Annotated in this window: 22 protein-coding genes and 1 tRNA gene; 8 read left to right on the top strand and 15 right to left on the bottom strand. The window is 41.2% G+C overall.

Annotated features, from left to right (window positions below):
• Positions 1-2: 2 nt before the first annotated feature.
• A complete protein-coding gene (locus WN948_RS13975; protein WP_342304791.1) occupies positions 3-884 on the bottom strand; it encodes a cation diffusion facilitator family transporter in 882 nt (293 codons plus the stop codon).
• A gap of 132 nt (positions 885-1,016) precedes the next feature.
• Here WN948_RS13975 and WN948_RS13970 point away from each other — a divergent pair, with 132 nt between their 5' ends.
• From WN948_RS13970 to WN948_RS13960, 3 genes are read left to right on the top strand one after another with little or no spacing between them, the layout of a single operon-like run.
• Positions 1,017-1,733, top strand: a complete 717-nt coding sequence (locus WN948_RS13970; RefSeq protein WP_342304790.1) for a hypothetical protein — start codon at positions 1,017-1,019, stop codon at positions 1,731-1,733.
• A 45-nt stretch (positions 1,734-1,778) separates the two neighbouring features.
• Positions 1,779-2,549: a carbon monoxide dehydrogenase accessory protein CooC gene (locus tag WN948_RS13965; RefSeq protein ID WP_342304789.1), complete on the top strand. Its 771-nt coding sequence runs from the start codon at positions 1,779-1,781 to the stop codon at positions 2,547-2,549.
• A gap of 13 nt (positions 2,550-2,562) precedes the next feature.
• Positions 2,563-2,928, top strand: a complete 366-nt coding sequence (locus WN948_RS13960) for a cupin domain-containing protein (protein WP_342304788.1) — start codon at positions 2,563-2,565, stop codon at positions 2,926-2,928.
• A gap of 1 nt (position 2,929) precedes the next feature.
• On the opposite strand, the gene WN948_RS13955 is transcribed toward WN948_RS13960, so the two are convergent.
• On the bottom strand, positions 2,930-4,102 hold the full coding sequence (locus WN948_RS13955) for a tripartite tricarboxylate transporter permease (RefSeq protein ID WP_342306494.1): 1,173 nt from the start codon (positions 4,100-4,102) through the stop codon (positions 2,930-2,932).
• 339 nt (positions 4,103-4,441) lie between these two features.
• On the opposite strand from WN948_RS13955, the gene WN948_RS13950 reads away from it, so the two are divergent.
• Positions 4,442-5,896, top strand: a complete 1,455-nt coding sequence (locus tag WN948_RS13950; RefSeq protein ID WP_342306477.1) for an IS66 family transposase — start codon at positions 4,442-4,444, stop codon at positions 5,894-5,896.
• Between the two features lie 238 nt (positions 5,897-6,134).
• Here WN948_RS13950 and WN948_RS13945 read toward each other — a convergent pair.
• Positions 6,135-6,212 (bottom strand) — tRNA-Glu (locus WN948_RS13945).
• A 294-nt stretch (positions 6,213-6,506) separates the two neighbouring features.
• Between WN948_RS13945 and WN948_RS13940 the strand changes: the two genes are divergently transcribed.
• Positions 6,507-7,427, top strand: a complete 921-nt coding sequence (locus WN948_RS13940; RefSeq protein ID WP_342304787.1) for a TIGR00269 family protein — start codon at positions 6,507-6,509, stop codon at positions 7,425-7,427.
• On the opposite strand, the gene WN948_RS13935 is transcribed toward WN948_RS13940, so the two are convergent.
• From WN948_RS13935 to WN948_RS13920, 4 genes are all read right to left on the bottom strand, one after another.
• A complete protein-coding gene (locus tag WN948_RS13935; protein WP_342304786.1) occupies positions 7,421-8,329 on the bottom strand; it encodes a hypothetical protein in 909 nt (302 codons plus the stop codon). The two genes, WN948_RS13940 and WN948_RS13935, sit on opposite strands and share 7 nt — an antisense overlap.
• A gap of 798 nt (positions 8,330-9,127) precedes the next feature.
• Positions 9,128-11,152, bottom strand: coding sequence for a sodium-translocating pyrophosphatase (locus tag WN948_RS13930; protein WP_342304785.1), 2,025 nt, complete (start codon positions 11,150-11,152; stop codon positions 9,128-9,130).
• Between the two features lie 206 nt (positions 11,153-11,358).
• Positions 11,359-11,814: a hypothetical protein gene (locus WN948_RS13925; protein ID WP_342304784.1), complete on the bottom strand. Its 456-nt coding sequence runs from the start codon at positions 11,812-11,814 to the stop codon at positions 11,359-11,361.
• Positions 11,815-11,979: 165 nt separating this feature from the next.
• Positions 11,980-12,417, bottom strand: a complete 438-nt coding sequence (locus WN948_RS13920) for a hypothetical protein (protein ID WP_342304783.1) — start codon at positions 12,415-12,417, stop codon at positions 11,980-11,982.
• 434 nt (positions 12,418-12,851) lie between these two features.
• Between WN948_RS13920 and acnA the strand changes: the two genes are divergently transcribed.
• Together acnA and WN948_RS13910 are read left to right on the top strand one after the other, a co-directional pair.
• The gene (gene acnA / locus WN948_RS13915) at positions 12,852-15,635 is read left to right on the top strand and encodes an aconitate hydratase AcnA (protein WP_342304782.1); all 2,784 of its coding nucleotides are present in this window, start codon (positions 12,852-12,854) and stop codon (positions 15,633-15,635) included.
• 173 nt (positions 15,636-15,808) lie between these two features.
• Positions 15,809-16,906, top strand: coding sequence for a citrate/2-methylcitrate synthase (locus WN948_RS13910; protein WP_342304781.1), 1,098 nt, complete (start codon positions 15,809-15,811; stop codon positions 16,904-16,906).
• A gap of 13 nt (positions 16,907-16,919) precedes the next feature.
• On the opposite strand, the gene WN948_RS13905 is transcribed toward WN948_RS13910, so the two are convergent.
• Complete coding sequence (locus tag WN948_RS13905; RefSeq protein ID WP_342304780.1) at positions 16,920-17,351, bottom strand: SRPBCC domain-containing protein; 432 nt, start codon at positions 17,349-17,351, stop codon at positions 16,920-16,922.
• Between the two features lie 362 nt (positions 17,352-17,713).
• On the opposite strand from WN948_RS13905, the gene WN948_RS13900 reads away from it, so the two are divergent.
• Entirely contained in the window at positions 17,714-17,920 is a 207-nt protein-coding gene (locus WN948_RS13900) for a hypothetical protein (protein WP_342304779.1), read from the top strand.
• A gap of 47 nt (positions 17,921-17,967) precedes the next feature.
• On the opposite strand, the gene WN948_RS13895 is transcribed toward WN948_RS13900, so the two are convergent.
• From WN948_RS13895 to WN948_RS13865, 7 genes are all read right to left on the bottom strand, one after another.
• Complete coding sequence (locus WN948_RS13895; RefSeq protein WP_342304778.1) at positions 17,968-18,372, bottom strand: molybdopterin dinucleotide binding domain-containing protein; 405 nt, start codon at positions 18,370-18,372, stop codon at positions 17,968-17,970.
• Positions 18,372-19,622 (bottom strand): formylmethanofuran dehydrogenase subunit B, encoded by a 1,251-nt coding sequence (locus tag WN948_RS13890; protein WP_342304777.1) that lies wholly within the window; start codon positions 19,620-19,622, stop codon positions 18,372-18,374. Before WN948_RS13890 ends, WN948_RS13895 begins: the two co-directional genes overlap by 1 nt.
• Positions 19,623-19,658: 36 nt before the next feature.
• Positions 19,659-20,120, bottom strand: coding sequence for a (Fe-S)-binding protein (locus WN948_RS13885; protein WP_342304776.1), 462 nt, complete (start codon positions 20,118-20,120; stop codon positions 19,659-19,661).
• A 73-nt stretch (positions 20,121-20,193) separates the two neighbouring features.
• Positions 20,194-20,472 carry a ferredoxin-thioredoxin reductase catalytic domain-containing protein gene (locus WN948_RS13880; RefSeq protein ID WP_342304775.1) on the bottom strand — a complete coding sequence of 93 codons (279 nt, stop codon included), beginning with the start codon at positions 20,470-20,472 and terminating at the stop codon, positions 20,194-20,196.
• 225 nt (positions 20,473-20,697) lie between these two features.
• Positions 20,698-21,036 (bottom strand): cupin domain-containing protein, encoded by a 339-nt coding sequence (locus WN948_RS13875; RefSeq protein ID WP_342304774.1) that lies wholly within the window; start codon positions 21,034-21,036, stop codon positions 20,698-20,700.
• A 63-nt stretch (positions 21,037-21,099) separates the two neighbouring features.
• On the bottom strand, positions 21,100-22,785 hold the full coding sequence (gene hcp, locus WN948_RS13870) for a hydroxylamine reductase (protein ID WP_342304773.1): 1,686 nt from the start codon (positions 22,783-22,785) through the stop codon (positions 21,100-21,102).
• 348 nt (positions 22,786-23,133) lie between these two features.
• Complete coding sequence (locus tag WN948_RS13865; protein WP_342304772.1) at positions 23,134-24,267, bottom strand: Ig-like domain-containing protein; 1,134 nt, start codon at positions 24,265-24,267, stop codon at positions 23,134-23,136.
• Positions 24,268-24,288 lie beyond the last annotated feature (21 nt).

Genomic DNA, 24,288 nt, shown 5'->3' with positions numbered 1-24,288 from the left:
ATTTATATCGACCGTGTGTGAGCTGGTTCTATGTGCACGAGGACATCCTCTATTCCGTCAAAACTTTCCTTGATCCGGTACTGAACAATATGAGAGATAGTGTGAGATTTATAAGTGCTCATATCAGGGTCTACTTCAACATGGAGGTCCACGTAGACACTTCCCGGAGGTCCACGTGTGCGTATATTATGGCAACCAACCACACCTTCTATATTATGGACTACCTGAGAGATATCTTCCGGATCTATCTGGGATTCATCGATCAGGATAGATATACTATGGAATATAATTTCTGCACCTGCATGAAGTATAACCAGGGCTATTAATATCGAAACTGCAGGATCAATGACAGGATAACCGAGCCGGATAGCTATCAGGCCTATAATGACAGAAAGTGAAACGTATATGTCACTTCTAGTATGAGCAGAATCAGCAAGGAGTAACTCGCTGTTTAATTCTTTACCTTTTTTGCTTTCATATGTGGTCACTGAATAATTGACTAACATTGTTCCAAGCATCACTGCAAAACTTATTGCAGTTACCTCCGGATGACTGCCATTTCCAAACCGGTTAAATGCCGAATGGACTATTTCAAAAGCAACAATGGCCAATATCACAGCGATCATTACAGAAGCCAGTGTCTCGAACTTACGATGCCCGTAAGGATGTTCTTTATCAGGAGGTTTGGCTGCTATTTGTATCCCTATAAGACCCACAATGTTTGAAACACCGTCAAAAAGAGAATGAAAACCATCTGACTGCATACTGAGCACATTTGTATAAAAGCCATAGACGATCTTGGCAAATGAAACAACCAGATTCAGGAAAAGCACATAGACCAGCACTTTTCGTATTTGTCTGAAACGTGAGTCAATGTCGTGCATCAATAAGAATATTGAACATCAACAATATAAAGTATATGATTTTTATGTCTAAAAAAAGAAGGGTAGCCAACAATCGTTAACACCAAGTGCTTTAATATATTAATAAATACATTAGATATTCAGGTGATTTTTTTGGTCCTGAATATAAAGAAAACTCATTTACTGATTTCATTACTACTCATAATTTCCCTGAGCTCAGGATGTCTTGAAACTCCTCAGGCAACTCCTGCAGCTATCGATGAGAATGCACTACTGGCCTACGGATGGTCACAATTATCCATTGAGGAAAACTCATTGGAACAAACAATTACCGATTCAACAAGCATAATTCTCAATTCCACGACTGTAAAATATCATAATGACAGGCTTACAGCAGATATCAATGAACAAGTTCTTGATTTTAAGGAATCCAATAACCTGCCGGTTTCCATAGACATACCTGAGAGTTTGAGCGCCCAGATAATCACATATCGTCTTTCTTTGCCTTCCGGAGCAAAATTACCTACAGAACTTGTTTCCAAAATAATGGAGAGCAAGATCGATGAAATGGAAGCAAACAATGACGTTACCAACGTAGAGGAAACAAGCACAAAAAAACTTATACTTGATGATGGGACGGAAACCATTGTAAAGATATTCTCTGCAGCTGGCAATTCAACAGATTCCGGAATGAGAATGTTAGGTTTTGTAACTGCATTTGAAAATGGCGATACAAGCACCATTGTTATTGGAGTTGTACCGAATGGAGAGTACAATATTGATGCCGGAATAGTAAATGGCACACTATTTTCAATTGACGGAAACAGCGAACTGGATGAAATGCTGGAACTTGTAAGTACCATCGAATGAAATGCAACCGGAAAATATAATTCATATAAATTATCAGTTCTGAGCATGGTAAAAATTGCAGTCACAGGAAAAGGCGGAGTAGGTAAGACAACACTATCCGGAACTCTTGCAAGAATGTTGGCAAGGGATGGATATGACGTGCTTGCCATTGATGCTGATGCTGATATGAACCTTGCTTCCTCCCTGGGAATAGATAAAGCTCCGGAACCACTCACTGACTATCAGGATCTTATTGAAGAGAGAGCAGGAGAAAAGGGAGGAATGTTCAAATTCAACCCGAAAGTCGATGATATTGTAGACAAGTTCGGTGTTGTTGGTCCTGATAATGTGAAAATGCTTGTCATGGGCACAGTTGAAACAGGCGGAAGTGGCTGCATGTGTCCTGCCTCGGCATTCCTGAAGGCTTTCCTGAGACATGTGGTACTAAAGGATACCAGTGCTGTGATACTGGATATGGAGGCAGGGATAGAACATCTCGGAAGAGGCACCACCCGTGGAATAGATCTTATGATAATCGTTGTTGAACCTGGAATGCGGTCAATTGAAACTGCCCAGAGGATAAAGCAGCTTTCCGAAGGTATTGAGGTAAAGCATCTTGCTGCAATCATCAACAAAGGTACTTCCTCAAACATAAAACCAAAACTGGAAGAACTCGGCATTCCTGTACTTGGAGAAATACCATATGATCCTGACCTTATGGAAGCTGACTTCAATGGCCTTGCACCAATCGATGTGGGAGGAAAGTGGGTGGATTATGTCACAGATATCAAAAACAGCATGCTTGAAATGATAGCAGGTTTTGAGACAGAAGAATAGATTTGTGATCTCCATGATGGTCAAAACTTCCTGCAAGACGACAGAAGCTTACATCACAAAAGATGGTTCATCCATCAGGGAACTGATGCATCCTCTTGCGCATGGTAACTCAGCCCAGAGTCTCGCTGAGGCTACGGTACCAGCAGGAAGTACAACACTTTTGCATCGCCACAATGTTGCAGAAGAGATATACCATATTCTGTCGGGCTGTGGTCTGATGACACTTGGGGATGAATCAATTTTAGTCGATGAAGGAGACTCGGTCTGCATTCACCCCGGAACTCCCCATAATATCAAAAATACAGGAGAAAGAGAACTCAGATTACTGTGTTGCTGTTCTCCTGCCTATTCACACGATGATACTGAGATACTTGAATAAGCTAAATAAAATATAGGATCACAGGCAAAAGTATTACTCCCATTACATGGCTTTTTTTTACTCCCAGAAATGGTGCAAGCATTCCTATTGGAATTGCTATCACAAACACCAGCAATCCGAATAACCCTGTAGACAGCAATACCATTACTGCAAGGAAGAAAATAATCCCATAACAAAGTTTCGGGTAGTCGACTTTTTCCAGTACATGGTGGATGTTATCACCAAGATAGATCGTGGAAAAGTATGATAGTAATGATGTCAGCAGTATTGCACATAGAAAAAGCACCACCAATGAGAGTTCAAGAGATACACCGCCTATCAGTTCGTTTATAGCTACCATAGCTCCACTTCTTGTCTTTCCAACAAATGCAAGTGCCATCAAACCGAAAATTGCGTTACTTGTATTGACACCAGAAATGGATACAATAAACTCTTTTGAAGAACTAAGGAAAGCCTCATTATTCCCATATCCGGAATTGGAACTCTTTTCTTCCTGCTTAACAAAAAGACGTGCAAATACTGTTGCTATAGATGAAGATATTCCCGGCAACCACGCAACAATGGAACCGAAGATACTGCCAGTAACCATACCCCTGACGATCTTTCCGGTTTCCAGTTCCGGCTTTGAGTCATATTGTGTCGGGATAACTGGATCTGAGAACAAGCTTACTATAAGCTGGGATGCTCCAAAGAGTCCGCTTAGTAGTGGAAGTAATATTGAACCCTGACCCCAGTCAATTACAGGAACGGCAAGATAATCCATCCTGAATGCAAATACCCCTAAAAGACCGCTCATGCCAAAGAGCAAAAGGGCATAGACTCTTTTTCTCCAGACCTTTTGCCTTCCTTCACCATGATAATACTCATCTTTTTCAGTCATGACCATTACAAATACTACGAAAATTAGTATGAAGGCCATATTTTCCTGAATGAGACTATAACTTTTCACAAACAGAAGTGAAAGAGGGATCACAGTAAACATGGAAAACACCACTGAACCCGCACTTCCCAGTGCTGAGAGACGAATAGCCTGTGCACCCTGACCCTCAAGCAATAAGGTATGACCTGGAAGCACTGCTAGTGCCGTGTCCTCACCAGGTGCTCCAAGAAAGATCGATGGAATAATATCATGAAACGTATGTGATATTGCATTTGACAGTATCATGGCTGCAATGCAGATGACCGGAAATCCATATTCTGAAAGAAACGGAGAAAATGCAAGCAGTATAGTGCAAAATTATTGGTATGGATACCTGGCACAAGCCCTGAAATCACACCTAAAAGGTAACCTGTAATCACAGATACCAGAAATGCCCACAGGGGGGACATCTGTCAGCATACTCATCATCGTTTTCCTTTACGTTTTGTTCAGGAATATTTGATTAGTACTTAATTTTGTAACTATTCAGCCTGACTGTTTTAATGATGCAAAAAACAATATACTATGGCTTCATTCTATGTGTTAAAAAATATTCAGTAAAATATCATAAAAAACGTCTATCAATCTGAGGGGATTTGTATAGACCGCGAAGAAATACTTGCAGTTTATGAAGCTGGTCCAGAAGCAGTAGTAGAACTTGTAACTCGATTACTTGGGATAATTGAACATCAATCTCTCCAAATTGCACAACTTGAAGAGCGTGTCAGGCATTTGGAAGAAATGCTTGAAAAGAATAGTCGCAACAGTAGCAAACCACCTTCTACTGATTCTTATGCACGGAATAAACCAACCGTTAAAAGTCAAAGAAAAAAGACCAATAAGCATGTAGGTGGTCAAAACGGTCATCCTGGTACTACATTAAGAATAAATGATGATCCGGATGAAGTTATTGTTCATCCTGTTAATCAATGCGTCAATTGTGGGAGATCGTTAGCTTCTGTTCCCTCTGACTATGAAAGAAGACAGGTCTTTGACATTCCTCCTATAACTATCAATTGCATTGAACATCGTTGCGAGATTAAAACATGTCCCAAATGTTCTCATGTAAACAAAGCTCTTTTTCCAGATGGTGTAACTCAGCCGACTCAATACGGTCATCGAGTTAAGTCATTTGCAGTTTATTTGCACACTTACCAATTACTTCCTTATCAGCGTGTTACCAAGTTGTTCTCTGATATTTTGGGATGCAAGATAAGTCCTGCTACTTTGGTGAACACGGAACGTAGTTGTTTTGAGAAGCTTGGAGCTTTTGAAAATACAGTGAAACATCTCCTGAAAGAATCTCCTGTCATCAATCTGGATGAAACAGGAATGAGAATAAATGCAGTTCGTAATTGGCTTCATGTGGCAGGTACAGACAAACTGACCTATTATTTTGCACATCGTAAAAGGGGCTCAGAAGCAATGGATGCTATGGGCATATTACCAGGTTACACTGGTGTTGCAACACATGATTTTTGGAAACCGTACAACAAATATGAATGTCAACATTCATTATGTAATGCACATTTATTACGAGAGTTAACTGGAGCTTCCGAAAACAGGGATCAACAGTGGCCAAAGATAATGAGTGATCTCTTGATATGCATTAAACATCATGTTGATAATGATCTTTTAGATACTGAGCTAATTCAAAGGTTCAGTGAGGATTATGATCACATAACTTGTTTAGGAGTGAATGAAAATCCTCCTGATCCGGAATCAAATGTGCGGTCTAAAAAACGAGGACGTAAGAAGCAGACCACGGTAAAGAATTTGCTGGATAGGTTTATTGGCCATAAAGAGGATATCTTGCGATTTATGTACGACCAAAACGTTCCGTTTGATAACAATCAGGCTGAAAGAGAGATCAGAATGACGAAAGTACAGCAGAAGATATCAGGTACTTTCCGCAGTGAACAGGGTGCAAAAAATTTCTGCCGTATAAGAGGATACGTGTCTACTGTTAATAAGAATTCTGAATCTGTTATCGATGCAATTAGTGCAATATTTTATGGCAATTCATTTGTTCCAAAGTTGCAGAATTGATCGTGGATGAAGAAATCAGCTTGGTGGAAGTGAGCTAGGCTGAATAGTTACTTAATTTTTACTGTTTTGTTTTAAAATAAATGTCACTTAATAATTTCAACGCAGTGATCTATGACCCTGTAACAAAACATAGAATAACTTGGAAGTAAAAAGCACCGAACAATTCCCATACGGCCAGAGTCTGATGGTGCAGAAAGTATGGTTTAATCGACTTCAAAGAATTATTTGAAAAATAGTATGGTGCTCCGGCCGGGATTCGAACCCGAGTTTTCAGCTCGAAAGGCTGGAATGATTGGCCGGACTACACTACCGGAGCACGTTGATTTTGCTTTAGTGAAGCGACTCCAACATAACAGACATAGTTATTAAACCTATGCATCTATAAATTGAATTTCAATTGATTTTCACAAAAACAACACATATACAGTCGAATAGTTAGTACCTTGTGAGAAAAAATGAATGTTATTCGCGTCAACAGAACGATGCCGACACAAAACTGATGTGCTATGATCTTGGTATTGCTCACCTGACACAGCTTCTTCACCCAGCCTGACACCATAAAATTCTGGTCACTAATGTTTATATAATAAGATTCCATGTCCTAAAAGTAATGGATACCGAAATGATCAAATGCAGTAAATGTAACAATGATGCCATTATTTTTCAGAAATACTCAGGTATGCACCTATGCAGGAAGCACTTCATCGCAGACGTTGAACGTAAGATCAAGCTTACGATCAGGAAACATTATAGCGTCAAGAGGAATGAGGTCATTGCAATTGGTTTAAGTGGTGGAAAGGATAGCAGTACTACTCTGCATATATTACACCAGATATTTGGTAAAAGACCGGACATCGAACTGGTAGGTATTTCCATTGATGAAGGTATTGATGGGTATCGCCCCAGTACAATAGAATCAGCAAAAGAGCTTACAGAAAAACTCGGTATAAGGCATATAGTCCGCTCGTTCAGGGAAGAATATGACACCACCATGGATGAAATTGCACCCCAGCAACGAGAGAAGGGGGCATGTAGCTATTGTGGTGTGCTTCGAAAATCCCTGCTTAACAAGATCGCACTTGAAATTGGTGCTACAAAACTGGCAATCGGACATAATCTTGATGATGAAGCTCAGACACTTCTCCTGAATCACCTGAAAGGTGATGTTTCACGCATGGTAAGACTTGCTCCCCCAAAAGAACTGGAAGGACTGGTGCTTAGAATGAAACCTTTGCGGCATATTCCTGAGAAAGAGGTCGCACTCTATGCTTACTTGAATGACCTGCCATTGGGTTTTGGAGGATGTCCATATGCCCATGAAGCAATGAGAAGGGAAATAAGGGTTATGCTTAACGAATTTGAAGTCAGGCATCCTGGTACAAAATATGCTCTTTTGAGTGGGTTTGACAAAATATCAGGCATACTCGGACGTGAATTCCCGCAGGAAGGACTTTCAAAGTGCAGTATATGCGGACAGGCGTGTACAGAAGATGTATGCCAGGCCTGCAAACTTCTTAAAAGAGATCAGTAGTCCATCATATAATCCTCAAAGGAATAGAGTTTCTTCTCTGTCCTGTTAAGGTAGAAACGTGTAAGCCATACGACAATCAGAGGCTGTATTACGATGGTGCTGAGGATGATTTCTGCAAACGACCATAGCTGGGCTACTACATCCACATAAGACGTTGCTTCTCCTACCAGAGTTAGAGCCACAGTTATTCCAACTACCCAAAGCCACATTAGAAAAACAGAAAATATATTGTTTCTGAAGACAGAGATTCCGTGTTCAATTGCACCGATAGGATCAAGGCCATCAATAACAAGAGCATAATCCACAAGGAAAAAAATAAGACTCAGGCTAATTATGTATAGAACCCATGCCAACATGCCGATCGTCAGTATTGTAACACCTGCAACTGCACTATCAGGATTTGCAAGGAAAATGCTAATATCACCTAATGAGATGATGCCCGGAACAAGGAATACCAGGCCTGCAATGGCGAGCAAGGAAACAAGTATATTTACAAGGAAAAGGTTAAGGAAGTTTTCCCGGCCTGCGTTGAACATATCACCAAGATTGGTATTGCCTTTTTCAGAAGCTGCCCTTGCCATCCCTATAGCTCCAGCTGCAAAAAAGGACTGCACCAACATGTAAAGCAAGAAAATTATAATTCCCACAAAAATCAGCAACCACATGTTTTCTGAAAATACGTCCGAAAACATGCTCAGCATTTCTTCCGGTGATATACTTCCAGGGTCAATATTCTGCTGTGAAACAACCGGAACGATAAACATCAGTGTAAAAATAATCAATGAAAAAATAAAGAATGCAATTGCTGTCATCATTTCAAGTATAAAAGGGACACAGATGTTAAGATTCTTTGTCCAGGTACCAAAACCTTTGCTAATAACCGTTCCAATGTCCTCAACCATTAGTATAACTCCAGAGGGAGTTTCTATGTATCACTAATATTTAGTTGCATCCCATAGGAAAAACAGACAAATTGTATATACAAAGATGAGTAAATTAAAAATGTACAATCAAATCATAAACCTTAAATACCATAATGACTTTTCATGATTGTTATTGCACGGGTGGCTCTTTTCATACATAAAACCCACTCCCACACTTAAACCCCACTCCCCAAATACATTATACCCCACCCGTGCAAAATGGGTTCTTTGTTTATCTACATAAAAATTATTATGTTGTTACTGCATGGAAAGCAAGAGGATTTGAAAAAAACGATTCCTGCAATTAAGATTTTTTAATATCATTTTATAAAAAATACCTGTGGGTTTGAGACTTCTGCTCAAGAAAAGACAGTACAAACTGCCAGATCAAAATATTATAGGTCAAATCAGGCATTCACCTGAGTGTAAAATGGATTAATATCATTATAACATGTGAGGATCGATTGGTCTGGCATTCTGTAGGAAAAATAAGCACCTATTGACAAAATACTCGTTTTATTTTACCAAGTTTTTTATCCCTTAACTTTTCTTGATTGAGAGATTTGATCTATTTGTGAGGTTATTTGTTTCCATAATTTAACGACCAGAATATAAAAAAGTACGTTGCTTCTACTTGATAGCAAAAATAACAGGATGAAGTAAATCAAAAAAAGAAAAGAATTTCCGGCTTTTGCCGGAAATTGAATTTGTTTGTTTTAGAAAAATCAAAAAAAGAAAAGAATTTCCGGCTTTTGCCGGAAATTGAATTTGTTTGTTTTAGAAGATTCCTGCGCCTATGAACAATGTTGAGAACAGGATTGCAACCATGTTCACTACCTTGATCAAAGCATTGAGTGCAGGTCCTGATGTGTCCTTGAATGGGTCACCAACAGTATCACCGACGATAGCTGCCTTGTGAGCATCTGAACCTTTTCCACCATATTCTCCATCTTCAATAAGCTTCTTTGCATTATCCCATGCACCGCCACCGTTGTCCATTGTAAGTGCAAGCAAAAGTCCACAGACTATGATACCGATAAGCATTCCACCAAGAGCTGCAGGACCAAGTACAAGTCCCACGAATAGTGGTGTAGCAATAGCAAGGAAACCAGGAATAGCCATCTCACGGATAGCTGCTGCTGTGACGATGTCGACACACTTACCATATTCAGGCTTTCCAGTTCCTTCCATGATACCAGGTATCTCACGGAACTGGCGACGAACCTCGTTCACGATCTCAAAAGCTGCTTTACCTACAGCACGCATTGTAACTGCACTGAATACGAATGGAAGCAGTCCACCAATGAAAAGACCTACAAGAACAAGTGGCTGGTCAAGACTGAGGTCAGCACCACTGAGGTCGACCTTGTGCCTGTAATCTGCAAAGAGAGCCAGAGCACCAAGTGCCGCAGAACCTATCGCATATCCCTTGGTAACTGCCTTTGTGGTGTTACCTACTGCATCAAGTGCATCGGTGATCTTACGGACGTTGGAAGGCATACCTGCCATTTCAGCAATACCGCCTGCATTGTCAGTGATAGGACCATATGAGTCAAGTGCTACGATCATACCGGTTGTTGAAAGCATTGCAGCTGCAGCAATTGCTATTCCATAAATACCAAGTGCAGGATCTGTTGCTCCGCCTGAGACATAGAATGAAGCAAGGATACCGGCAACGATGATGATCAATGGAAGTGCAGTACTTTCAAAACCAATTGCAAGACCGGAAATTACGTTTGTACCTGCACCAGTTTCGGATGCAGCGGCAATTGTCTTTACCGGACGGAAAGATGTTGAGGTATAATATTCTGTGAAAACCACCATGAGCACCATGATAACAATACCAACAAGGGCTGCATAGTAGAATGTAAGATCCCCCATAAGGGAAGTTGTAACGAAGTAGAAAGCAATGAGACTCAAAACTGCGGAAACTGCCACACCTTTGTATAATGCTTTCATGATCTTACCATCATTACCGACCTTGACAAAGAAGACGGCTATAATGGATGCGAAGATTGCCACTGCACCAAGGATGAGTGGGTAAAGAATTGCATTTGCGTATGTGTCAAGAACAAGTGATCCAAGAAGCATTGATGCGAGAACTGTTACTACGTATGTTTCAAAGAGGTCAGCACCCATACCGGCACAGTCACCTACATTGTCACCTACGTTGTCAGCAATTACACCTGCATTACGTGGGTCATCTTCTGGAATTCCAGCTTCGATCTTACCGACAAGGTCGGCACCAACATCAGCTGCCTTTGTGAAAATTCCGCCACCGACTCTTGCGAAAAGACTGATAAGACTGGCACCAAACCCAAATCCTATTACAAGGTCCACATCACCAAAAAGGATGTAGAAACTGCTTGTACCAAGAAGTGCAAGACCTACTACAGCAAGACCTGTGACCGCACCACCGCGGAATGCAACGGACATTGCCTTCTGCAAACCTTTTGATGCAGCATGTGCAGTCCTTACATTTGCCCTTACAGATACATTCATACCTATATATCCTGCTGCTGCAGAACTTATGGCACCTGCAAGGAAACCAAATGCTATTTTCCCTCCATCTTCTCCAAGGAGAAGATAGATCAGCACAGCGAGAATTACAGCTACCACTGCGATTGTTTTATACTGACGATTCAAATACGCCATTGCACCTTCCTGGATAGCACCTGCTATTTCCTGCATCTTCTCAGAACCAGCGTCCTCTTTAAGGACACTGCGTGCAAAGAAGCCAGCAAATAACAAACTAATCAGACCAGCAAGAGGGGCAAGATAAATTAAAAATTCAGATTCCATATTAAAACTCCTCTCAATATAGTTTATTTTAAATATTAAATTTTAATCAACTTTACTTTTATAAATATTCATAAAGCAGCAGGTCATTGACAGAATGACTTGCTACATAATTGTAACCACTTCGGGTATAATACAGTATATACTATATAAAAGTAGGCTGCAATAGGACACACATAATATGAATGTGTCGATAGAAAGGGCATTGGTTATACCCCGCCTCCTATATGCATGAGCTCAAAGTCAATATCATCAGGTACATCCACCCTGAAAACAAAGACATTATACCGGGACCTGCGTGCAAAGGAGATAGAGGCTTTCTCATCAGGCGTCAGATATCCATCCGTGCTTGCTACACATAATGATTTTTTAGTATCCTTTACAAGGAAATCAAAATGCTGACCGTAAGCATTGAGAAACTCCACAAGTTCACTCAACTCATCCCAGTTCTCACACATATGAATACTTTTGGTGGCAGAGTTGCTTACATACCAATCCCTGCTCATATAAGGGTAAGCAGCATACTGATCCATTAAGTCATCATATGCCTTATGTATCTTTGATGCCTCAGTATTCAGGTCTATCCACTTCCATCCCTGTTCGGAGAAATAGCGGGATGCAACTATTGCTACTATCCCATCCTTATCTTTTTGTTCAAGCTTCATTTTAACACCTGCTCCCTATAATGAATCTTATAACATTTAATTATATATCTGCGATCATCCAAAAAATGAGGTGCCATAATAACCGGGGAAAAATGACATGCATAACCTGATCATATGCCAGATTATGAAACCTGTATCTTGTGCACCGCAATTGACCTGTAAATCTCACTGGTCAAAATAGGGTATTGTTTGCGTGGATGAAACATTTACATAAACAATAGGTTCCAAATTCATTATTTCTTCCTTTGAACCGTTTTCAGTGTAAAGCTCAATGGTTCCCTCAATTGTAATAGAAGACCCCGATACCACGAGTTTATCTAGTTGCTGGCGAAGAGAAGCCGGTGATGAGACAATATAAGGACTTTGTGCAGGCACAGGCTCAACAGTAGTTACATAAATATCAGGGCCGCTGTTGAAAAGGGTAAAATTGTATTTGTAAAGATTGCTGGAATTATTGCCATCGGAAGAACCGATCGAAGATGAACCATCGACAAGAAACAAACCCTCCACAGGAACAATTCCGCATGACCACATGTTTGCACCGGCCCCTATTATAATACCGGCAGCAACAATCAATAATACTAAAGAAAGACCTTTTTCCATTACTCATTCCCCTTTATGAAAACAATACATCCATTTCATTTCATATTGTTGCTTAGGTGTCCTGGATTCGATTAGAAATATTCTCCTTGCTATTCAAAAAGTAAGTAAAAAGTTATCCATTGCTAGCTTACTCTAAAATATATGGAATATGATGCCAACATCTTTCAACTTATATAATTCATATTTTTGAACTATCTCCTGAACATAAGAAAAATTCATGAATCACGTTTCATGAGGGCAAACTTATTTATTCCAATGCAGGTTTTTATTCCCTAGTCTCATCACCCTGCATACAAGTTACTATTATAGACAGGGAATATATGTGAATGGATAGGAGTGCCATAAGGCACAGGTACTAAACAATTCCGACAGAAAGTCGGCTTTGAACTTATATGAATATCATAATTAAAAATTACATTTGAATAGGTGACATTATGACATGTGATGATTTTAAAGACCCTTTCGGATCCAAACAGACCATCGATATAGATGGTAAAGAGGTAACGATCTATAGCTTGAAAAAACTGGAAGAGGCTGGAATAGCCAACATTTCCAGGTTACCTTACTCGATTCGGGTCTTGCTTGAAGCATTATTGAGGAACGTGGATGGAAAGGTAATTACCGAAGATGATGTAAGAAATCTTGCCAGCTGGAGTCCTGAAGGGGTTCCTGCATTGGATATACCATTCATTCCTTCAAGAGTTATCATGCAGGACTTCACTGGTGTACCTGCAGTAGTAGATATTGCTGCCATAAGATCAGCCATGAAAAGGCTTGGTGGTGACCCATCAACCATTAATCCTGTAATCCCTGCTGACCTTGTTATCGATCACTCCATACAGGTTGATTACTACGGCACATCCTATGCACGCAGCTGCAATGAGAAATACGAGTTCCATCGCAATAAGGAAAGATACGAACTGCTGCATTGGGCCCAGAATGCTTTTGATAATTTAAGAGTGGTTCCTCCTGCAAGTGGTATCATTCACCAGGTCAATCTTGAAAACCTGGCATCTGTTGTCCACCTGAAAGAAAAGTGCGGAGAACTTATCGCTTATCCTGATACACTTGTAGGTACTGACTCACACACAACCATGATTAACGGGCTTGGTGTTCTTGGATGGGGTGTTGGCGGTATCGAAGCTGAAGCCGTTATGCTTGGCCAGCCTTACTACATGCCTATTCCTGAAGTAGTGGGCTTTAAACTCACAGGCGATCTCAAGGAAGGTGTCACATCCACTGACCTTGTACTTACTGTGGTTGAGATGCTCAGGGCTCATGGTGTTGTCGGCAAATTCGTAGAATTCTACGGACCCGGCTACAAAGCATTGGAACTGACCGACAGGGCAGTACTTGCTAACATGGCCCCAGAATATGGCGCTACAATGGGATTCTGTCCGGTAGATGAAGTAACTCTTGACTATATGACCCTGACAGGCAGGGAAAAAGAACATGTTGACAGAGTAAGACAATACTGCAAGGAACAGAACCTGTTCCTTGAAGAAGGAATGGCAGACCCTGAATTCACTTCAACTCTGGAGCTTGACATCAGCACGGTAGAACCATCCCTTGCAGGACCCAAGAGGCCACAGGACCGCATACCAGTACCGGATATGTCAAAGGCATTCCATCAGACCATGAAAGACGTTTTCGCTGCAAAAAGTGGTAAACCTGCCAATGGTGATGACCTTGATTACAGTCGCTGGCTTGGAGAAGGCGGGTACAGTGTTTCCGAGATCACGCATCCCCACCACACAGGCATTACTAAAATAAAGTGTGCAGATGATGTCGTTGCAGTTACACACGGCTCTGTCGTTATTGCATCCATCACGTCCTGCACGAACACATCCAGTCCATCTCTTATGATCGGGGCCGGATTGGTTGCAAAGAAAGCAGTCGAAAAGGGACTTAAAGTAAAACCTTTCGTAAAAACAAGTCTTGCACCTGGTTCCCGTGTAGTTACAGATTATCTCGAGGAAGCCGATCTTATGCCATATCTCGATGCACTTGGTTTCCATCTTGTAGGCTATGGTTGTCTGACATGCATAGGAAACAGTGGGCCTCTCAAGGAAGCAGTTTCAAATGTGATAGAGGATAAGGACCTCACAGTTGCAGCAGTTCTCAGCGGAAACAGGAACTTCGAGGGCAGGATCAACTCCCAGGTAAAAGCCAACTATTTAGCATCACCAATGCTGGTGGTTGCCTACGCACTTGCAGGTACAGTTGATATTGATCTTATGAACGAGCCTATAGCCTGCGACCCTAACGGTCAACCGGTTTACCTCAAGGATATCTGGCCAGGCAAGGAAGAACTCAATGAATATATCCATAAGTCTGTAACCCCTGAAATGTTCAAGGAACAGTATGCCAACGTCTACGAAGGTACGGATCTCTGGAGAAGTCTTGATGCACCTGAGGGTCTACTCTATGATTGGGATAATCTTTCCACATACATACAGGAACCACCATTCTTCAAGAATTTCCCACTTGAAGTGGCCGGATTGGCCAATATTGAAGGAGCAAGAGCTCTTGCTCTGGTTGGAGACAGCATAACAACTGATCACATATCACCAGCAGGCTCGATCCCAACAAGCTATCCTGCAGGCCAGTACCTTATCTCAAAGGGTGTCGATGAGAAGAATTTCAATTCATATGGCTCCAGGCGTGGTAACCATGAGGTTATGATGAGAGGTACTTTTGGAAATGTACGGCTTAAGAACAAACTTGTCGAAAGCAAGGAAGGTTCATGGACCATACACCAGCCTGATGGACAGGAGATGCCCATCTATGATGCTGCAATGAAGTATATGGAAGAGGGAACCCCACTGGTAGTTATTGCAGGAAAGGAATATGGTACCGGAAGTTCACGTGACTGGGCTGCAAAGGGTACCCAGCTACTTGGTGTAAAGGCAGTAATAGCAGAGTCATATGAAAGAATACACCGCAGTAACCTTGTGGGCATGGGAGTACTGCCACTGCAATTCAAGGACGGAGAATCCTCTGAAAGCCTTGGACTGAGTGGAAAGGAAACATTTGATATCAAAGGTATCGATGCGCTTAAACCGTTCGGTGAAGTCACAGTGATCGCTAGATCCGAAACAGGTGAAGACAAGACCTTTGATGCCTTTGTGCGCCTGAACTCTGATATCGAAATAGAGTACTATATGAATGGCGGCATACTTCATAAATTCCTGAGAGACGGCATAAAGGGAGAATGACCTGTTCATTCCCCCTTTATCAAATTTTAATATTTTTATTTAATTAGAATGGTTTATTTGAATAATATATAAAAACAATATAAATCCAGTAAACTTTATATATGGACAACAAAAAGATAATATTGACCATATTTTACCAAAACGTATACTTCGATCCATTGGGGGATTTTTAAATGGAAAAGATGAAAAAAGGCCTGGAAGGCGTAATAGCTTTGGATACCAAAATATCCTTTATTGATGGTATTCAGGGAATTCTGAAGTACAGGGGGATTAAAATAGAGGATTTGGTAGATCTCTCTTATGATACAGTTTCCTATTTACTGATCAATGGAAATGTCCCCAATGAAAACGAGTTATTCGAATATTCCCAGGAACTTAAAAAAAACCGCCATATCAATGGAAAACAAATAGAAGTACTCAAGGAATTTGATTTCGGAATTGAGGCTCTTGACGGTTTGAGGACTGCGATTTCCTGTACAGCTCACTTTGATCTTGAGAATAATCATCATTCAACTGATGCAAATAAGAACAAATCAATAAGACTTGTTGCAAAATTCCCTACTATTGTTGCAGCTTTACACCGTGCAAGTTATGGCGAAAAACCCATTGAACCAAATGAGGAACTGTCCCATGGTGCTAACTTCCTTTACATGCTCACAGGCAAGATTCCAACAGAACTTGAAGCTGAAGCAATGGAAAAGGACCTTATACTGAGTGCAGAGCATGAATTGAACCCCTCGACGTTCGCTTTGAGAATTGCAGCATCAACCCTCTCAGACCTCTATTCGGCTGTTATATGCGGCCTTTGTACCCTAAAAGGACCTTTACATGGTGGTGCCAGAAAGGGTGTGATGGATATGCTTGATGAAGTTGGCAGTATAGAGAACGCACAGAGTTACGTTCTTGAAAAACTTGAAAATAAAGAGAAGATAATGGGTTTTGGTCACCGTGTCTACAAGACATATGATCCAAGAGCAAGGATATACAAGGATGTAGCCAAAAGATTGGCCATCGAAAATGGTGATTCTTCCTGGTTTGATATGGCAGAAAGAATAGAGCATATTCTTTACCATGAATTCATAGAACTTCGGGGAAAAACAATCTACCCTAATGTAGATTTCTATTCGGCTGTTGTGTATAAATATTTGGACATCCCTGCTGAACTTGCAACTTCTATATTCGCAATCGGAAGGGTTTCAGGATGGATGGCCCACTGCATGGAACAATATGCAGATAACAAGGTTATCAGGCCAAGGGCAAATTTTGTCTGAGACTTGTTCTCTTTTATTTCTCACATTCATTTTTCAGGTTATTGTTCATATTTTCAAAACCCATTCGGGTTTTTTCACCAATAAAATGTAGTATGAAATTTGCAAGGATACCTCTAAACCTTTCACACTGTATGAATCGTGTCCTATCATTTTCAAGTTCTTCGATCCTAAAGACATGTTCACCGTCAAATATCCCTTTGACCCACAAATTGCCCATCCACCTGTACTCATGCACAGGCTCTACTTTTGTTAGAACAGGAGTTAAGTTAATAGCTTTCATGCCAGGTGGCTGCATATAAACATCTAGCTTTGAACCAGGTTCAAGTTTTCCTTTTATACTTGTGATAAATGGATTCCAGCGATCAAAACCTTCAAAATCTGTTAGGAGGTCCCAGACCTCATTAATAGGAGCTTCAATTATGATATCAGTACAAATCTTATGCATTGTGAGGTAAACCTCCGATAAAAAGGAAGTTGGAAGAAAAAAAGGATATATTGTTCACACTAATTCCCTGCTTTTCTATGCAACTCTTTAGCGTTCATTAAATATATAATTATAGATGGTATGAAAATAGGAAGCATAAAGAACAAGATCACCTGCAAATCGGAAAAAGATAAGTAAATTGTTTAGTTGTAAGCATTTATATCGTCGCCTATATCTGCCTAAGGTTTACATGGATTAAAAGTTTTACTCTTCACTATAGAACATACATGAATCTTTAAGGCAAAAAGAAATTCAGGTAAGTGTTTTTATACGTCCAGATTCATTATAGACTGCAGTTATTAATCCAACACAAAGGTACTATTATGGGCAGCAACCAAAAACACGGCATTCCGGCACTATTATCATTTTTCATACCGGGACTGGGACAGATCATTAAAGGCGAATTATTCAAGGCAATTGGTATATGGGTAGTTCTGGTTATTTGTCTTATATTACAATTCATCCTCATAGGTTACCTATTGGGAGCCATTGTCTGGATATGGCAGATATATGATGCTTATAATAATTAACACGGGATAGAAATATCCCCTTTTATTTTTCAATAAAAAGAGATAATCTAAAATATATCTTTTATTCCCGTAACCTTCTCACTCTTTGCACCCTGAGCAGTTGCTTCAAACTCCTTGAATTTAGGAACACCAGTGCCACCGGTCTCATCAGGAACAAGAGCATTGGACCATGGGCTGTTTACCATATAGGCAATCCCGGGATGTTCTTCTTCATAAACCGACCTCTGGGCTTTGACAACTACTTTTCCAAAACTGTTCTTCAAAATCACTGTGTCGCCTTCCTTAATGGTGAGTTTTGAGATGTCCTTCGAATCGAGTTTGATAACCGCTGAGAGATTCTCATACTCCTCGCCAAAACGTGAGGATTCCTGGGCAGTGTTCTGGAACACATCCCTGTAAGTGCTTATCTTCAACTTGATCTCTGGTGCAGCAAGGAATTGTCCGAATCCCATCAGATAGCCTCCGTTATTCTTGTAAGTATTTCCTCATCGGATAGATTATCAGTTTCAACGATCTTTTTCAGTTCGATCTCCACACCATCCATACGAACGGCAGTGCCACCTGATTCAACCCCACCAAGCGCACATGGAATTGTGACGGTCGACCTTGTTGCTGTCAGGTTCTGGCATGGATCAATGGTTATGAGTGGAATTTCTGCAAGGTAGCGTGCAACAGAGAGCGGCAGACTTGATAAAGGATCTGAACCAATAATAAGTGCAGCATCAACTGATCTATTCCTCAGAGCTTCAACCACCGAATACTCAGCACCGTGTTCAGCATCACCTGTTTCACCGTTGAACTTCAGGCGGTTGATATATCCAGTCTCTGCAAAGAGATTCTGGTTAAAACCTCTCATATTGTACTGGCCCACCATGGGAATCAGGTGGAAATTGGAAACTTCATTGAGCTTTTCCATCAATTTGAACAGGGGCTCAAGTTCCTCAAGAGAATAGACAAGTCCGAGACCAACACATATCACACCGAACTTAGCCTTCTTCATTACATTTGCAAGTTCGAGTATCCTCTTCTTGTCGAAATCAAAGGAAGTTTTAGGAACCTTGCTTGACAGGGCACTTACAAGAGCCTCTATAAATTCGGCATCCGAACCCATGGGAATCTGATAGAACCGTGTATCCCGACAGATCTCAGCAGTAGATGATTTCCTGACGTCGATGGCTATTGCGGTCCTGTCCTCTTCCCATCCTCTCTGGCGCTCCTCACCTCTTGGAAAATAGGAATATCTTGAAAGGTGACGTGGATGTGAGTTGGAAGGATCGGCTCCCCAGAAAATAATAACATCGGCCTTGTGCCTGATATCATCGAGGGTGCATGTTTTAAGCTTGTCCTGAAGTATGGCCTCTATTATTGGTCCCTGGCAAAACGACGAAGTATCATCGATGTATGCACCTGTTTTCTTTGCAAGCCCGATGGATATTTTTTGCGCTTGAGAACTCGAATTGCCATGACCGAATATGAGCGGGTTCTTCGCACTTTTGAGTATAGCAGCAGCTTTTGTAATAGCCGAATCAATATCAGCTTTCTCGCCGCCCACTGTGCACTCCATAGGATCACTGCAACCTTTCATGCGTGCAACACCTTTAAGGCAGGCAGCATGTACCTTGGTCAACTTATTGCCTTCTGTTTCAACTCCGATATCATCACAGAGAAGAGCGCAACCCGTACAAACATAATATTCACTCAAATCATCACCACACTTAAAAATAAGAATAAAGACAAATTAAACGAATTCGATTGCCTTTGTCGGACATGTGTCTATGCAGGCAACACAGAGAATCTTATTCTCTCCGAATCGGCGACATTCCTGCACATTCCTGGCCTTTACAACTCCATCTTCGACTTTGAAGATGACTTTATCAGAGGTCGGTGCCTTTCCGCTTCCTGCACCAAATGGATCATTGGCCACATTTACAGGACAGGCGACAACACAATTGCCGCAACCAACACACTTATCATCGTGAACTATAAGGCCTGTTTCCGTAACATCACCAACAGGACCGATCATCTCAGAGAGCTTCTCGTAGTTGGCCTTATGTTTTTCCTCGTTCACAAGGGGAGGACAATCCTCCACCTTTACCTTCCGTCCAAGGAGATCAACCGCAAATGCCATACATGTGGCTTTTCCACATTCCTTACAATTAGTTTTTGGGAGTAGCTGGTATATTTCCATCACATTTGCCATTATTGTCACCTTTTGGAACTAAGTTAAGTATTATGCCACTTACTGTAACAACCGTTTTTTCTTCAGAATAACTTCAAACCTTGAAAAACAATGAACAATGACAACTGCCATCGTTTTCAATTTCATCATGGTGATAGATACATGGACAGATGATCTTACGATCCTGTTCAGTATCACCGGTTCTTATCCTGCATGGACAATATTGTTTGCCATGTTCATGCCTGTTCCTGGAAAGACCTTCGATGACCGCATGAAGCATTTCTTTATCCGGATTAAGAATAAAACCCTTCTTCTTTGCATAGTTTGAAGCCCATTCATGCGTTTTTTCCATTATTGGTGCAAGTTCGGTCATAGACAATCTCCTGTATAATAAATTAAAAATATCAATGGTATATTCTGGATATCATTATTTATGTACTTCGGTTTTTGTAATAATTATACGAAAATTAAACCTTATACAAAATACAAATGCTGTCTATCAGGACAGGACATATCTGACCCAAGCTTAACCCTCTGGATGATACCACGTTTTTAAGCGCTAAAAAAGAAAAAGGTAGAATACCGGAAATCTCCCGGCTTACATCATTTTCGTCTGCTCGGTCTGGCGTGGCACCTTAACTACCATGAAACGGAAAAGACTGTCACTTTCATTCATCAGTCTGTGAGGGATCTTTGCAGGGCTTTCTATAAGCATATCCTTAGTGACGGTTTGCTGTTCAGCACCAATCTCTACGATTCCCTCTCCTTCAAGGATGTAAAAGAATACATCAACAGGAGTTGTGTGTTTCTTTAGTGCATCACCCGGTTTGAGTTGCATGTGCATAACCTGTGCATGCTCGCTGTCATAGAGCTTGTGTACAGTGACTCCGTGGGGATTGTCTTTCTTCTCTGCATCCTTGTAACTTGTTATTATCATCTGGTCACTTCCTTATAAAAAAAAGAAAAAAGGGTTTTTTAGTAGGTTTTTCTGACTAAAGGTTTAAAGAAGGACCTTGAGGTCTTCTTCAACTGTGGAATTTGGCATTATGTTGAAATTCTCAACCAGAACATTGAGAACATTCGGTGACACAAATGCTGGCAGTGTCGGACCAAGCATTATGTTCTTGACGCCAAGACTGAGCAGTGCAAGCAGGACAAGACATGCCTTCTGCTCGTACCATGCGATATTATATGATACTGGCAGGTCGTTGATGTCATCAAGTCCGAATGCCTTTGCAAGTGCCTGTGCTATGACAACCAATGAATAGGAGTCATTACACTGTCCTGCATCGAGAACCCTTGGAATTCCACCGATGTCTCCGAGGTCAAGCTTGTTGTAACGGTACTTTGCACATCCTGCTGTGAGAATGACAGTGTCCTTTGGAAGAGCTTCTGCAAAGTCTGTATAATAGTCCCTCTCCTTGTGTCTTCCGTCACATCCGGCCATGACAACGAATTTCTTAATCTGCCCTGCCTTCACAGCATCAATAATCTTATCAGCAACAGAGAGTGCGGACACGTGTGCAAAACCGCCCATGATGGTTCCTTCTTCAAGCTGTTCCGGAGATTTACATGTCTTTGCCTGTTCGATGATGGATGAAAAGTCCTTGCCACCATTTTCATCTGCATTGATGTGAGTGACACCGTCAAAGCCGACTATTCCCGTTGTGTATATCCTGTTGATGTAGGACTCCCTTGGAGGAACGATACAGTTTGTGGTCATGAATATAGGACCGTTGAACTTCTCGAATTCCTCCTTTTGCCTCCACCATGAACCGCCATAGTTTCCAACAAAATTATCATACTTCTTGAATGCCGGATAGGAGTTTGCAGGAAGCATCTCACCGTGGGTGTAGACATCAACACCTGTGCCCTTTGTCTGCTCAAGTAGTTGTGCAAGATCATGAAGGTCATGTCCACTAATAAGGATTCCAGGATTATCCTTTACACCAATGTTTACTGCGGTTGGCTCCGGATTACCATAGGTTGTGGTGTTTGCCTTGTCAAGCAGTGCCATGGTAGCGACACCCTGTGAACCACATTCCAGTACTAGTGGGACAAGTTCATCGACACCCATCTCGTCGTCCATTGTTGCCAGGAGCGCCTTCTCGAAGAATGCCATAATGTCGTCATCCTTGTATCCAAGGACTTTTGCATGATGAGCATATGCAGCCATGCCTTTGAGACCGTATACAAGCAGTTCCCTGAGGGAGCGGATGTCCTCATTCTCAGTTGCAAGTACCCCTGTATTTATGTTGACAATACTCTGCGCTGTAACCTTTGCCATTATTGGAAGTTCCTCACCTGCATTAGGACTTGCACCAAGGAGTTTCTCTTTTATCCACTGTGGGAAGGATGAACCAGACTTCTCATTGAGAACATTTGCATCCAGCAGTTTCTTTTTTATGCCGTCCTTTATTTCAAAACCTTCGTTGATCATTCTTTCGAAGTCAACTTTGCTGAAGTTGGTATTTGTAATAGTTGCAAAAAGCCCATCAAGAATGAACTGATCGGTCTTCGCATCGTTGAGATTGTTTGCCCTTGCTTTGGAGTTGTAGAATGCGATACTTTTCAGGACATAGATAAGGTCATCCTGAAGGTCTGCAACTTCTCCTTTCTTTCCACATACGCCATTCTTTGTACAGCCAGTGGCATTCATAGTTTCTTCACATTGATAACAGAACATTTTATTCACCATGTTTCCTATATACGATATCTTTAAGATACTGCTATATATGGGATACTAGCATATAAGGAGAAGAGTTTCCAAGTGGATACCCGTGCTCGAAAAAATAAAGTATGATTTACAACGACTGCGTTCCTATCGTTGTCACTCATACCTACTCTTTAGAAGTGCAGATATCACAGTCCATTCCCCATATTTACCCAATTCAATAATTAGTGACCGGGACTTTATAAACCTATCTTGTACGACAATTGGGTTTTATGATATTCGCCGATATTGACCCGTAAAAACCTGAAAAAAGAATGCTACTAAAAAACCGGAATTCAAAATAGAAAAATTAGAGGAGTGTTACTCCTCTTTTCGCCTGTTGATGATAAAGGCAAGTCCTATTATCGCTGCTATTGGAAGAGCAACGGTTGGGAACTCAGGGATCTGCTCAGATGGTTCATCAGGTTCATCAGTTACTTCAATTTCCCAGATTTTTACAACCTTGTTGGAGGTAACGATTTCCTGCTGGCTGTCAACAAAGCTTGCGATAATGGTATCAGTTCCTTCAAGAGTACCGAGGTATGTGAAAGTTGCTTCACCATTGCTGCCAGTGTATGCTGAATTAGTAAGTCCTGCGTGTGGTCCTACTACTACCTCAAAAGTGACTTGTTTTGATTCCACAGGGTTACCATCATCATCCTGAACAGTTGCTGTTACTGTGTGATAAGTTCCTACAGGGTTTGTTGCTGATGCCGGGCTGAGGACAATTCCTTCTCCTACTACAGCTACAGTTGATTTGAGGTCGAAGTATGCAAAGAATATGTTATCATCATCTGAAGGATTTTCTGTGTACACAGTAATTGTGCTGTCTCCATCCTTTACCAATGGAAGAATGTTGTACAATTCATCATCCAGACGAGGGTCTGAGTAAGCAGTCTGCGTTGGAATTGCAGGGTTTGCATTGCTGTCATCCAAGCCACCTACTGTGAGAAGACCTCCATTTCCAGAGTAACCGTCATCTTCCCCACCTGCTGCAGAAGTAAGTCCCTGTCCATTTACATTGACTATACTGTATTGACTGTCACCTGACTGGTAACTGTAAGATATACCAAGTCCCATACCAAGTCCCATATCAAAACTCATATCAGGACTACTTGTGTCTATAGGTTCTGCAAGCAAAATATTGAATGTGTCTCCGCCAGTGCTCTGTGCACCAAAGAGAAGGACGATAGTGTTGTCATCTACTTGATTTGGGTCATCGAAAATGACTACCAACACGGTTCCATCAATATAATGTGCATTATCCTCGGTTATTGTGAAGTCTACTCTTCCTGTTGGAGCATTGTCAATCTTTGTCTTTACAAGAGGTGTAACATCTGCCCAGTGATTGTAAGTATATTTGTGAACAGAGGAGGTCCAGTTAACGTCCTGACCATCAATCTTAACCTGACCATCTACTATTGGGCTAGCACCCCAAAGAGATGCACCAATCATGTATGCTGATCTTACGGTTGC

The sequence above is a fragment of the Methanolobus sp. ZRKC5 genome, assembly GCF_038446525.1.
GTDB lineage: Archaea > Halobacteriota > Methanosarcinia > Methanosarcinales > Methanosarcinaceae > Methanolobus.
This window is presented reverse-complemented; position numbering and strand designations above follow the sequence as displayed.

What these genes read in the sequence shown, in the direction of transcription:
- WN948_RS13975 (WP_342304791.1), bottom strand. Translation starts at nt 884, where the DNA reads ATGCACGACATTGACTCACGTTTCAGACAAATACGAAAAGTGCTGGTC.
- WN948_RS13965 (WP_342304789.1), top strand. Translation starts at nt 1,779, where the DNA reads ATGGTAAAAATTGCAGTCACAGGAAAAGGCGGAGTAGGTAAGACAACA.
- WN948_RS13960 (WP_342304788.1), top strand. Translation starts at nt 2,563, where the DNA reads ATGATGGTCAAAACTTCCTGCAAGACGACAGAAGCTTACATCACAAAA.
- WN948_RS13940 (WP_342304787.1), top strand. Translation starts at nt 6,507, where the DNA reads ATGGATACCGAAATGATCAAATGCAGTAAATGTAACAATGATGCCATT.
- WN948_RS13935 (WP_342304786.1), bottom strand. Translation starts at nt 8,329, where the DNA reads ATGGTTGAGGACATTGGAACGGTTATTAGCAAAGGTTTTGGTACCTGG.
- WN948_RS13930 (WP_342304785.1), bottom strand. Translation starts at nt 11,152, where the DNA reads ATGGAATCTGAATTTTTAATTTATCTTGCCCCTCTTGCTGGTCTGATT.
- WN948_RS13925 (WP_342304784.1), bottom strand. Translation starts at nt 11,814, where the DNA reads ATGAAGCTTGAACAAAAAGATAAGGATGGGATAGTAGCAATAGTTGCA.
- WN948_RS13920 (WP_342304783.1), bottom strand. Translation starts at nt 12,417, where the DNA reads ATGGAAAAAGGTCTTTCTTTAGTATTATTGATTGTTGCTGCCGGTATT.
- acnA (WP_342304782.1), top strand. Translation starts at nt 12,852, where the DNA reads ATGACATGTGATGATTTTAAAGACCCTTTCGGATCCAAACAGACCATC.
- WN948_RS13910 (WP_342304781.1), top strand. Translation starts at nt 15,809, where the DNA reads ATGGAAAAGATGAAAAAAGGCCTGGAAGGCGTAATAGCTTTGGATACC.
- WN948_RS13905 (WP_342304780.1), bottom strand. Translation starts at nt 17,351, where the DNA reads ATGCATAAGATTTGTACTGATATCATAATTGAAGCTCCTATTAATGAG.
- WN948_RS13900 (WP_342304779.1), top strand. Translation starts at nt 17,714, where the DNA reads ATGGGCAGCAACCAAAAACACGGCATTCCGGCACTATTATCATTTTTC.
- WN948_RS13895 (WP_342304778.1), bottom strand. Translation starts at nt 18,372, where the DNA reads ATGGGATTCGGACAATTCCTTGCTGCACCAGAGATCAAGTTGAAGATA.
- WN948_RS13885 (WP_342304776.1), bottom strand. Translation starts at nt 20,120, where the DNA reads ATGGCAAATGTGATGGAAATATACCAGCTACTCCCAAAAACTAATTGT.
- WN948_RS13880 (WP_342304775.1), bottom strand. Translation starts at nt 20,472, where the DNA reads ATGACCGAACTTGCACCAATAATGGAAAAAACGCATGAATGGGCTTCA.
- WN948_RS13875 (WP_342304774.1), bottom strand. Translation starts at nt 21,036, where the DNA reads ATGATAATAACAAGTTACAAGGATGCAGAGAAGAAAGACAATCCCCAC.
- hcp (WP_342304773.1), bottom strand. Translation starts at nt 22,785, where the DNA reads ATGTTCTGTTATCAATGTGAAGAAACTATGAATGCCACTGGCTGTACA.
- WN948_RS13865 (WP_342304772.1), bottom strand. Translation starts at nt 24,267, where the DNA reads ATGATTGGTGCATCTCTTTGGGGTGCTAGCCCAATAGTAGATGGTCAG.